At 65.4% G+C, this 11,665-nt stretch carries 10 protein-coding genes; 5 read left to right on the top strand and 5 right to left on the bottom strand.

The window, feature by feature from the left end; all coding sequences use genetic code 11:
- Positions 1-85: 85 nt before the first annotated feature.
- Positions 86-586, bottom strand: coding sequence for a YiaA/YiaB family inner membrane protein (locus tag H928_RS29170; RefSeq protein WP_021028332.1), 501 nt, complete (start codon positions 584-586; stop codon positions 86-88).
- 224 nt (positions 587-810) lie between these two features.
- Here H928_RS29170 and mdeB point away from each other — a divergent pair, with 224 nt between their 5' ends.
- The 3 genes from mdeB to H928_RS0121365 all read left to right on the top strand — a co-directional run bounded on the left by mdeB (position 811) and on the right by H928_RS0121365 (position 5,970).
- Entirely contained in the window at positions 811-3,450 is a 2,640-nt protein-coding gene (mdeB, locus tag H928_RS0121375; protein ID WP_021028331.1) for an alpha-ketoglutarate dehydrogenase, read from the top strand.
- 254 nt (positions 3,451-3,704) lie between these two features.
- A complete protein-coding gene (locus H928_RS0121370) occupies positions 3,705-4,910 on the top strand; it encodes an ABC transporter substrate-binding protein (protein WP_021028330.1) in 1,206 nt (401 codons plus the stop codon).
- 151 nt (positions 4,911-5,061) lie between these two features.
- Positions 5,062-5,970 (top strand): dienelactone hydrolase family protein, encoded by a 909-nt coding sequence (locus H928_RS0121365; RefSeq protein ID WP_021028329.1) that lies wholly within the window; start codon positions 5,062-5,064, stop codon positions 5,968-5,970.
- Between the two features lie 83 nt (positions 5,971-6,053).
- On the opposite strand, the gene H928_RS0121360 is transcribed toward H928_RS0121365, so the two are convergent.
- From H928_RS0121360 to H928_RS29160, 3 genes are read right to left on the bottom strand one after another with little or no spacing between them, the layout of a single operon-like run.
- Entirely contained in the window at positions 6,054-6,347 is a 294-nt protein-coding gene (locus H928_RS0121360) for a DUF333 domain-containing protein (protein ID WP_052330171.1), read from the bottom strand.
- A 28-nt stretch (positions 6,348-6,375) separates the two neighbouring features.
- Complete coding sequence (locus H928_RS29165) at positions 6,376-8,352, bottom strand: MFS transporter (protein WP_052330169.1); 1,977 nt, start codon at positions 8,350-8,352, stop codon at positions 6,376-6,378.
- Between the two features lie 55 nt (positions 8,353-8,407).
- On the bottom strand, positions 8,408-9,262 hold the full coding sequence (locus tag H928_RS29160) for a hypothetical protein (protein ID WP_148293260.1): 855 nt from the start codon (positions 9,260-9,262) through the stop codon (positions 8,408-8,410).
- A 91-nt stretch (positions 9,263-9,353) separates the two neighbouring features.
- On the opposite strand from H928_RS29160, the gene H928_RS0121345 reads away from it, so the two are divergent.
- On the top strand, positions 9,354-10,106 hold the full coding sequence (locus H928_RS0121345; protein ID WP_021028326.1) for a helix-turn-helix transcriptional regulator: 753 nt from the start codon (positions 9,354-9,356) through the stop codon (positions 10,104-10,106).
- Here the strand turns inward: H928_RS0121345 and H928_RS0121340 are convergent.
- Positions 10,103-11,356 (bottom strand): FIST N-terminal domain-containing protein, encoded by a 1,254-nt coding sequence (locus H928_RS0121340; RefSeq protein WP_021028325.1) that lies wholly within the window; start codon positions 11,354-11,356, stop codon positions 10,103-10,105. The genes H928_RS0121345 and H928_RS0121340 overlap by 4 nt on opposite strands.
- Here H928_RS0121340 and H928_RS32970 point away from each other — a divergent pair.
- A partial coding sequence (locus tag H928_RS32970) for a hypothetical protein (protein ID WP_204366336.1) occupies positions 11,346-11,665 on the top strand: 320 nt, incomplete at its 3' end. The genes H928_RS0121340 and H928_RS32970 overlap by 11 nt on opposite strands.

Raw genomic sequence — 11,665 nt, 5'->3', positions numbered from 1 at the left:
GTGGCAGCAGCGCGGCGCTGCCATTTGCGAACCGTAAGATTGAACATATGCTGCTCCCGTGTTGGCTGCATCATCCGATGGGCGCTCACACGCGCTCCTGCGGGTGGCCCGCGTCCTGCTCGCGGGGCGCGCTGCGCATGCTGCGGGCCTGTTGGATAGCGCTGGCCAGGTCCGACTCATGCTTGTCGCGCAGCATCTTGGCCAGGGTGAAGGCGGTGGTGATCATGTACATCCAGCTCACGCCCAAAAAGGCCTTGTAGGTCGGGTTGATGTCCATGCTGAGCAAACCCCAGCCGGTCAGCCCCATCGCGATCGCAAAACCGCCCCAGACCACAAAGCGCCACATGGGGGTGTCGCCAGCTGCCTGGCGGCTGTCCGCCTGTTTGTCCCGCACAAACTTGGCCAGCACAAAGGCGGCCGAGAGGCAGAACATATAGCCCATCACCATGAATGCCTGCTCCAGGTGTTGCCCTGGCAGCCAGGCCAGGCCGATCGCGCACATCGAGACCGCAATACCGAACGAGATCCATACCTGGTATTGCCATGCACGGGTGTCACGCTGAACAGGATTGGAGAATGGAGACATGGTGGGTCGGAGCAACAGGGCCCCGCTTTGGTTGAACACGCTGCGATGATGCAGGCAAGCGGCTGCGCCAGCATCCCCCTTTAATGCCGGTAGCAGTTTTCAAAGAACCAGGTATCGCAAGGCAATACTTTCAAGGTGCCGCCGTTGTCGCCGGGCCTCGCGCCTGGGCGACGCTTCCATGGCATGATTCCAAGCATTCACCAAGAACCAGACAGGAGACCACCGTGCGCCAGCCGCCCCACCATGTGCCCGCCACCCCGCAAGCTGACCCGGCCGAACTGGCCGAGTGGTGCGATGCCTTCGATGGAATGCTGGCGGCCTATGGCTCGGCGCAGGGCAAGGAGCAGGCGGGCGCGTTGCTCGACGCGCTGCTGGCCCATGCCCGCAAGCGCCATGTGGCCTGGAAGCCCTCGGGCAACACGCCCTACGTCAACACCGTCACGGTGGATGAGCAGCCGCCCTACCCCGGCGATGTGGCGCTGGAGAAAAAGCTCTCGGCCATCCTGCGCTGGAACGCGCTGGCGATGGTGGTGCGCGCCAATGCCGCGCATGGCGAGCTGGGTGGCCACATCGCCAGCTATGCCTCGGCGGCCGATCTGTTCGAGACCGGATTCAACCATTTCTTCCGCGCCGATGATGGCCACCAGGCCGCTGATCTGGTGTATTTCCAGCCCCACTCCTCTCCCGGCGTCTATGCGCGCGCCTTTCTGGAAGGGCGCCTGGGAGAAGAGAACCTGGCCCATTACCGCCAGGAGCTGGTGGCCGCCAGCCAGGGCATCCAGGGGCTGTGCTCCTACCCGCACCCCTACCTGATGCCCGAGTTCTGGCAGTTCCCCACCGGATCGATGGGCATCGGACCGATCAATGCGATCTACCAGGCGCGCTTCATGCGCTACCTGGCCGACCGGGGCCTGGCCGATACCGCAGGCCGCAAGGTCTGGGGCTTTTTTGGCGATGGCGAAATGGACGAGCCCGAATCCATCGCCGCCCTCACCCTGGCCGCACGCGAGGGGCTGGACAACTGCATCTTCGTCATCAACTGCAACCTGCAGCGGCTCGATGGCCCGGTGCGCGGCAATGGCCGTATCGTCGATGAGCTCGAAGCGCTCTTTAGCGGCGCGGGCTGGAACGTCGTCAAATGCCTCTGGGGCTCCGAGTGGGATGCGCTGCTGGCACGCGACCACAGCCATGTGCTGGCGCGCACGTTTGCGCACACGGTCGATGGTGAGTTCCAGACCCTGTCGGCCAACGATGGCGCCTTCAACCGCGAGCATTTCTTCAACCAGAGCCCGGAGCTGGCGGCGCTGGTCGCCCACCTGTCCGACAGCGACATCGACCGCCTGCGCCGTGGCGGCCATGACCCGGTCAAGATCCACGCCGCCTTTGCCAGCGCCGCTGCGCACAGCGGCCAACCCACCGTGGTGCTGGCCAAGACGATGAAGGGCTATGGCATGGGCAGCATCGGCCAGGGCCGCATGACCTCGCACCAGCAAAAAAAGCTGGGCGCCGAAGACCTGCTGGCCTTCCGCGACCGCTTCAACCTGCCGCTGAGCGATGCCCAGGCCACCTCGGCCGCCTTCCTCAAGCCAGCCGATGGCAGCGCCGAGATGCGCTATCTGCTGGCGCGCCGCCAGGCGCTGGGCGGCTTTTTGCCGGCGCGCAAAGGCCAGGCCACGCCCGTGGCCGTGCCCGATCTGCAGGCGACGGCCGGCTTTGCACTGCAGGCCGAGGGCAAGCCGATGAGCACCACGATGGCCTTTGTGCGCCAGCTGGGCAACCTGCTCAAGGACCCGACCCTGGGCCCGCGCATCGTGCCCATCGTGGCCGATGAGGCACGCACCTTTGGCATGGCCGGGCTGTTCCGCCAGGTGGGCATTTACGCGCCTTTTGGCCAGCTCTACCAGCCCGAGGACAACGCCTCGATGCTGCTCTACCGCGAAGCGAGCAGCGGCCAGATCCTGGAAGAAGGCATCAGCGAAGCGGGCGCGCTGTCGTCCTGGACGGCGGCCGCCACCAGCTATAGCACCCATGGCACGGCCATGCTGCCGTTCTTCATCTTCTACAGCATGTTCGGCTTCCAGCGCGTGGGCGATCTGATCTGGGCCGCTGCCGACCAGCGCGCGCGCGGCTTTTTGATCGGCGCCACATCCGGGCGCACCACCCTGGGCGGCGAAGGCCTGCAGCACCAGGACGGCAGCAGCTTGCTGAGCGCCTCCACGGTGCCCAACTGCAAGAGCTACGACCCCGCCTTTGCCGGCGAGCTGGCCGTCATCATCGACCATGGCATGCAGCGCATGCTGCAAGAGCAGCGCGACGAGTTCTTCTACATCACCGTCACCAACGAAAACGTGGCCAACCCCAGCCTGCCGCCTGAGGCCCATGAAGGCGCCATCCGGGGCATGTACCGGCTGCAGGCTGGCAACGCACACAGCCCGCGCCGGGTGCAGCTGCTGGGCAGCGGCGCGATCATGGGCGAGGTGCTCAAGGCCGCTGCCATTCTGGAGCGCGAGCATGGCGTCGCTGCCGATGTCTGGAGCGTCACCAGCTATGCCGAGCTGGCCCGCGATGGCGAGGCCCAGCTGGAGCTCTGGCGCGCCGGCAAGGCCAGCACCCCCAGCTGGTTTGCGCAGCAGCTGGCGTCTTCGCAAGGCCCCATCATTGCCGCCAGCGACTATGTGCGCGCCTTGCCCGAGCTGGTGCGAGCCTACCTGCCCACGGACGACCGTGGCCTGCCGCGCCAGCATTACTACACGCTGGGGACGGACGGCTTTGGCCGCAGTGATTCGCGCGCGGCGCTGCGCCAGCATTTCGCCGTCGATGCCGCCGCCATCGTGCAGACCTATCTGCGCAGCCAGCAGCGCTGAGCACCCGTTCGACGGGGGTGCGCAAAAAAGCCAAGTCACTGTGCACAAGCGCCCAGCCGGGCGCGAGACTCCTGAATTGATAGCTGCCCGTGCTTTTCAGACAAGCACTGGCAGCTATTTTTAGGGAAGCTCTGCCCAATAAGGCACCCGGTGCAGCGCAGTAATTGTCCCAATACCACCCGGCGCTGTGCATGCCAGTATCGGGTCCATGCGGCTGCCGCATCGAGACAACACCATAAACATCAGGAGCAACTATGCAACGCACTCGCCTGGCGCAAGCCTTGGCCACCTTGGGACTGCTGGGCTTGACCGCCGCCATGGGCACGGCCCATGCACAGGACAAGGTCAAGATCGGCTATATCTCCGACCTGTCGAGCCTCTATGCCGACCTCGAAGGCAAGGGTGGCGCCACCGCCATCCAGATGGCGATTGACGACTTTGGCGGCAAGGTGCTGGGCAAGCCGATCGAAATGCTGGTGGTCGACCACCAGAACAAGGCCGATATCGCCGCCAGCAAGGCACGCGAGTGGATCGACACGCAGAACCTGACGATGATCTTCAGCGGTACCAACTCGGGCACCGCGCTGGCGCTGGCCAAGGTGGCCGATGAGAAAAAGCGCGTGATGATCAACAACGGCGCGGGCACCTCGGCGCTGACCAACGAGGCCTGCACGCCTTACACCGTGCACTATGCCTATGACACCGTGGCGCTGTCCAAGGGTGCGGCCGGCGCCATTGTCGACAACGGCGGCAAGAACTGGTTCTTTCTGACCGCCGACTATGCCTTTGGCCATGCGATGGAAGCCGATGCCACCAAGGTCGTCAAGGCCAAGGGCGGCGCCGTGGCTGCGGCCGTGCGCCACCCGCTCAATGCCTCCGACTTCTCATCCTTCCTGCTGCAGGCGCAAAGCTCCAAGGCCCAGGTGCTGGCGCTGGCCAATGCCGGCGGCGACACCATCAACGCCATCAAGGCGGCCAAGGAATTCGGCATCGACAAGTCGATGAAGATTGCGCCGCTGCTCGTCTTCTACAGCGACATCCACAGCCTGGGCCTGAAGAACACCGCCGGCATGCAGTTCGTCACCAGCTGGTACTGGGACATGAACGACGCAACGCGCAAGTTTGCCGACGCCTACATGAAGAAAACCCAGCGCCGCCCCACCGAAATCCAGGCCGCCGACTACTCGGCCACGATGAACTACCTCAAGGCCGTGCAGGCTGCCGGCACCACCGATGCCGACAAGGTGATGGAGACCTGGCGCGGCATGAAGATGGACGACTTCTTTGGCTCGGGCACCTTGCGCGCCGACGGCAGCTACATCCACGACATGTACCTGGTCCAGGTCAAGACCCCGCAGGAATCCAAGGGCACCTGGGACTACTACAAGATCGTCAAGAAGCTGCCCGGTGACGAGGTCTTCACGACCAAGGAAGAAACCAAGTGCGCGCTGTGGAAGTGAGCTGAGTCCAACCGTGCAACCCACCATGCCTGGCGATGCCAGGCATTTTTCTTGCATGAACACGGCGGCGCCGGCGCGCCAGCCACCTTGTCACGGGCTGTTTTTTATCGTCCCCCATAATGGGCCTGCCATCCGCAGAAAAGGAAATCCTATGTCCCAGACTCCCAGCAATGCCGATTTCGACTCCCTTCTCCCGGGCCGCGCCACCTTGGCCGGCAGCACCCGCCGCAGCGCCCTGCAAATGGCGCTGGGCGTAGGCTACGCCGCAGCAGCGGTGCCAGTGATGGCGCAAACCGCCATCAAGACCCCCGATGCCGGGCTGACGGCCGGCACGATCCAGTACACGGTTGACGGCTTCCAGGTCAACGCCTACCGCGCAGCGCCTGCTGGCAAGACCAACCTGCCAGTGGTCCTGGTGATCCAGGAAATCTTTGGCGTGCATGACTACATTGCCGACACCTGCCGCCGCCTGGCCCAGCTGGGCTACCTGGCCATTGCGCCCGAGCTGTTTGCGCGCCAGGGCGACCCGCGCAAATACACCGAAATCAGCCAGCTGCAAAGCGAGCTGGTCAGCAAGGTACCCGATGCCCAGGTCATCAAGGACCTGGACGCTGCCCTGGCCTGGGCCAAGGACAATGGCGGCGACACCAGCCGCGCCGGCATCACCGGTTTTTGCTGGGGTGGCCGCATCACCTGGCTCTATGCCGCCACCGGCAAGGTCAAGGCCGGTGTCGCCTGGTATGGCCGCCTGCAAGGCGCTGCGAGCGAGTTGCAGCCCAAGCACCCGATTGACCTGAGCGGCGCGCTTAAGGCCCCCGTGCTCGGCCTCTACGGCGGCAAGGACCAGGGCATTCCGCTTGAGTCCGTGGAAGCCATGAAGCAAAGCCTGCAAAAGGTCGGTGCCGCTGGCAATGCCGCCGCTGCTGCGTCGAGCTTCCATGTCTACCCGGAAGCGGGCCACGCCTTCCATGCCGACTACCGCCCCAGCTACCGCAAGGATGCGGCCGAAGACGGCTGGAAGCGCATGCAGGAATGGTTCAAGACGCATGGCGTGATCTAAAACCTAGATCGCCAGCGACTCCGCAAGATAAAACCCCTGCCAGCGCACGATGCGCGGGCAGGGGTTTGTCGTTGCTGGGGCGCTCAGTTCATTGGGTTGTCGCGCCAGAACAGGTCCCAGGGATCCATTTCCTTGCCGTCGGGGAATCTGCACAAGGTGTTCTTGCCCTTGGGCGTGTTGAGCAAGGCGCCGCCCATCTGCACGCAGTAGGCCGATGCGGGGCTGCGCGGGCCGGCATAGACGGTGGCGCGTGTGAAAGCCTCCTTCTCTTCAGGGTCATGCAGCGGCTTCAGGCCCGAAGTACTGGTGCAGGCGGCCAGGGCGGACATGGCCACCAGGGCTGCCACGCTTTTGTACAGAATCGTTAGAGAGGTCATCACAAAGCCATTCGTTGTCCAGCCTGCATTATCCCAAAGCGGGCGAGCCACTGCCATGGCCCCTCTCCTGGTCCAGCAGTTCGCCCACGCGCTGGCGCAGCTGCTCGGCAGAGCACTCGGCAGCCGGGCTGGCAGCGCCAATGCGCAAGGTCACGCGGTTGAACAAGCCTCGGCGGAACGGCCGGGTCATCGCGCCCTTGGGCTCGATGCGGCTGAAGAACGACCCCCAGAGGTTGGTCAGCGCCATCGGCACCACAGATACCTCCAGCCCATCGGCACGGGCCTGCTCCAGGATCTTCATCACGCCGCCCTTGAAGGCCTGCAGCTCGCCATCGCGGGTGATGCCGCCTTCGGGAAAGATAGCGAGCAGATCGCCCTCGCGCAGCACCTGCGCGGCCCGGGCAAAGGCGGCCTCGTAGACGGCAGGGTCTTCGCTGCGGGGCGCCACCGGAATGGCCTTGCACAGGCGGAACAACCAACCCAGCAAAGGCGTGCGGAAGATGCGGTAGTCCATCACAAAGTAGATCGGGCGCGGGCTGGCGGCCATCATCAGGATGGGGTCGACAAAGCTCACATGGTTGCAGGTCAGCAGCGCCGGCCCGCTGGTGGGGATGTGCTGCGCGCCCTGCACGCGAAAGCGGTAGACCAGGTTGGTGACCAGCCAGGCAATGCAGCGCAGCAGGTATTCGGGCACCAGCAAGAAGATGTAGGTGGCAACGATGGCATTGGCAATGCCAGTGAACAGAAAGATCTGCGGCACCGTGAAGCCCGCGCCCAGCAAGGCGCCGGCAATGACCGAGCTGGCAATCATGAACAGCGCATTCAAGATATTGTTGGCCGCAATGATGCGGGCGCGGTGCGTGGGTTGGCTGCGCAGCTGGATCAGCGCATACATGGGCACGCTGTAGAGGCCCGCAAACAGCGACAGCAGCGCCAGATCGGCCATCACGCGCCAGTGCGCCGGCTGGCTGATGAACGCCAGCGCCGTCCAGGCCTGGGCCGGCTGCGCCAGGCCGCGCGAGGCAAAGTACAGGTCAATCGCAAACACGCTCATGCCGATGGTGCCAATGGGTACCAGGCCGATCTCCACCTGGCGGCGCGAGAGCACTTCGCACAGCAGCGAACCCAGGCCGATGCCGATGGAAAACACCACCAGCAGCAGCGAGGCGACATGCTCGTTGCCATGCAGCACCTCCTTGGCAAAGCTGGGGAACTGGCTCAGAAACACCGCGCCAAAGAACCACATCCAGCTGATGCCCAGCAGCGAGCGGAACACCACCACATTGCCGTGCGCCAGCTTCAGGTTGCGCCAGGTCTCGCTCACCGGGTTCCAGTTGATCTTAAGGCCCGGGTCGGTGGCCGGCACCACCGGCACGCCTTGCGCCGTGAGGCGCCCCACCATCGCCAGGCCCAGGCAGGCCACGCCCACCGCGGCATGGCCGATACCGGGCAGAGCCACCAGCAGGCCACCCACGACATTGCCCAGCAAGATGGCGACAAAGGTGCCCATCTCGACCATGCCATTGCCGCCGGTCAGCTCATCGTCGCGCAGCACCTGGGGCAGGTAGGCAAACTTCACCGGCCCGAACAGCGTGGAATGCAGGCCCATCAAGAACACGCAGCCCAGCAGCAGCGCCGGGCTCTCGATCCAGAAGCCCACACCAGCGATCAGCATCACGCCAATCTCCAGGTCCTTGACGAAGCGGATCATGCGGTGCTTTTCGTACTTGTCGGTCAGTTGCCCCGAGGTGGCCGAGAACAGCAAAAAAGGCAGGATGAACAAGGCCCCGATCACCAGGCCGGCCATCGCAGGCGGCATCCAGGCCACCTGCAGCTGGTAGGTCACCATGACGGTGAAGGCGAACTTGAACAGGTTGTCGTTGGCGGCCCCGGCGAACTGGGTCCAGAAGAAAGGGGCAAAGCGGCGCTGGCCCAGCAAGGCAAACTGGTTGGGACGGTCTGGCGCCTCAGTGGCAGGCACAGACGGGGCATGTGGACGGTTCATGGAACAAGCATCTCCTGGCGGATCAAGGGCGGTGGGGGTGGTCGGTACCGGGCATTCAGCGCAAACGCCCTGCCCCCAGCGCGCCGCCCCCGATTGTGCCTGCGGACGCGCGGTTTGCGTGCGCCCAATGGCGCAGTTGCTGCAAGCTGCGCAGCAGCGGCAACACCGCCAGCGCAGCGGCCAGGTGCTTGAGCGCATGGCCGGCCACCAGATGGCCGCTGCCGGCCCAGACAGCGGCATCGCCCAGCTCGAACAGCTTGGCCAGCGCATACCAGGCCACGATGGCGGCCAGGGGCCAGCGGATGAGATGAGCGGCCGGTGGGCTGCGCTGCTGCCACAGCGCCAGTACCACCAGCAGCACCATGCCTGCGCCTTGCAACACGGCCCAGGGCAGCAACTGCCCGGTCTGCAACCAGATCCACAGCGCCAGCGGTCCGCCCAGCAGCACGGCGAGTGCTGTCAGCCAGGCGGCGCGGGCGTTCAGCAGCGACTGCAGCGCCAGGCCCAGCACCCCGGCAAACACCGGCACCATGCCCATGCGGTCCCAGAAGACGCGCAGATCGCCGGGCAGCAGGTGGTAGTAGGACGAACCGGCGGCGGTCAGCACCAAACCGCCAAACACCAGCAGCAACCAGGGCGTCGCCCTTTGAGAGCGCAGCGTCTCTGCGGGCGTTTTGAAAGTCGCCAGCAAGCCCCAGATGCCGACCAGCAGGAACGGCAGATTGCTCAGTACATCGGCCGCGTTGACCAGGCCCAGCAGCGGGCGCTGGTCGGCAAAGTCATGGTAATGGGCCGCCTGCGGCACATGGGGCCCCAGGCAGGCCAAGGCCAGCAGGGCGGCATAGAAGGCATACAGCGCGTATTCCGCAGCCAGGCTGCGGGGGCTTGGGGGTAAGGAGGTATCAGTCATGGCCTGCACTGTGCCGCTGGCGCGCCAGAGCGTCTCGAAATCCCGGCGCGATCCCCTATGATGGCACCCAAAGTATGACAGGACGATACCCATGAGCACCACCGCCGATCTGGTACTGGCATTGAAGAAAGAGCTGAAGGCCGCACAGATGACCTATGCCGATCTGGCCGAGGCGCTGGGCATGGCTGAGTCCAGCGTCAAGCGCATGCTGGCCAAGGGCGACATGCCGCTGTCGCGCATCGATGCCATCTGCCATGTGCTGCGCCTCGATTTTGCCGACCTGGCGCGCCGCGTGGCCGACAACCAGCCGCTGATCAAGGAGCTGACGCAGCAGCAGGAGCAGGCGGTAGTGGCAGACAAGAAGCTGCTGCTGATGGCCATCTGCGTGCTCAGCCAGTGGACGCTGGAGCAGGTGCTGGCCACCTACCGCTTGAGCGAGGCCGAGGGCATCAAGTACCTGGCGCAGCTCGACCGCATCGGCATCATCGAGTTGCGCCCGATGAACCGCTACCGGCTCAAGCTGGCCAAGACCTTCCGCTGGCGCCCACATGGCCCGGTGATGGAGTATTTCCGCGAGAACGCGGTGCACGACTATTTCTCGGGCACCTTCGACAAATCCGGCGAGGGCTTGATGCTCGTGCATGGCGCCATCAGCCGCACCCTGGCGCCGGCCTTTTTGGAGCGCCTGCAGCGCGTGGCCCAGGACTTTGCACAGCAGCACCTGACCGACCAGCGCCTGCCCGAGAAGGAGCGCGAGGGCTACACCCTGCTGCTGGCCATACGCAGCTGGGAGCTGTCGGTGTTTACCGAAATGCGGCGCCTGCAGCCGGGTGGCAACCGCTAAGCGGCCTGGGTAAACAGCATCAGCGCACCGGCATAGCGGTGCAGCTGCTGGCCGGCAATCTCGCCCTGGCTGTAAAAACCCACCAGCGGGATATCGCCCAGCACATGGTGGATCAGCTCGAGCTCGGCGCCGGGCACGCCGAAATAGGGGCTCGCCCGCTGCGCGCAGCTGATGTAGACGGCCCCCGCAATGCGGCGGCCGGCCACCGCATCGCCCAGGGCGCTATCGCCCAGCGGCAGACCGGTCTGCGCCTCGGCGGGCGACAGCGACTCTTGCAGTTCGGCACACATGCGCAGCAAATCGGCGCGGGCCGCCGACAGGTTGCGCTGGCAAAAGCACAGGTACTGCTGGGGCTGCGCCAGCTCTGACAGCACAATGCCCCGGCTGGCCATGTCCACGCCTACCAGCGGCACCACGCGCGCCTCCGGGCCCAGCTGCCCGGCGTGCACAGCCGATTCGGGCGCATGCGGCTCCAGCGCGGCATGGATATGGCGCATCGTGCGGGTGGCCCGCTCGGGGTCCGCATCCAGCCGCACGGGCATCAGCTCTTCGAGCACATCGAGCGCGGGCCGGCCATCCAAAGCCAGCACCACATGGCCTTGCATCGCGGTGATGCGCATGCGCGCGCCCATGACCTGGCAGCCCTGGGTCAGCTCCTGCACCACACCGGCATCGGCAGAGAACGCCAGGCCCGAGAGCCCACCGCGCAGCACTCCGCTGTGGCTCGGGCCCAGCGCCTTGCTCCAGGCCAGTTGCAGCGGCGCCACCGCCTCGGAGTTGAGGCCGCCAAGCACGCTGCCGGCGCGCGTACGCGCGGCCAGCTCTTCGAGCAGTTCTGCAAAATCCGGCAGGCCCGCATCGGCATGCACCAGCGCGCGCTCCCAGGGCGATGTAGGCGCCACCGGCAGTGGTGCGATGCCCGAAAACAGGCGGTAGGAATGGGCAGGCAGCTCCAGCAGCATGACCGACAGCGCTGGCTCGTTCAGGTATTCGGCATGCGAGGCCATCACGCCCACGCCGACCGAGCCGCTCCAGTCGCCGATCTGCGGAAACTCGTCCTGCAAGGCTTCCAGCAGCTGCGGCGCATGGCGCGCAAAGGCATCGGTGAAATACACCAGCCCCAGGTTGGGCGCGCTGGCATAGCCCGCCTGGGCCATGCGGCCACGCAGTTGGGCCACCACCAGCGCCACGGCCATCCGCCAGTCGGGATGGGTCACATGGCCATAGGGAAAAAGCTTTGTGCCTGCCATTGTCAAAAACCTGCTGCTGCGCGGCGGCCAGGCCAGTCCCGCGCTAAAAAATCACCAACGCTCAACCGTACTGTTGACTCAACGCTGGCCGGGGGAAGGCTTGCGCGGGGCGACCGTCCGCGGGGCGGCCTTGCGTGGCGCGGACTGTCGGTTGCCGTTGGTGGGCGTCGCCTTGCGGGGTGCCGTCTGCTTGCTGGCACTGCGTGCCGCGCTGGGCTGCGGCCCGCTCTTGGGCTTCTGGGTAGACGCCTTGCCAGCGTTGCCAGCGTTGGCATGGCTTGTCGAAGTCGCGCTGCGCTTGGCTGCAGC

This window comes from Comamonas sp. B-9, from assembly GCF_000410635.1.
In the GTDB taxonomy this organism is placed as follows: domain Bacteria; phylum Pseudomonadota; class Gammaproteobacteria; order Burkholderiales; family Burkholderiaceae_C; genus Comamonas.
This window is presented reverse-complemented; position numbering and strand designations above follow the sequence as displayed.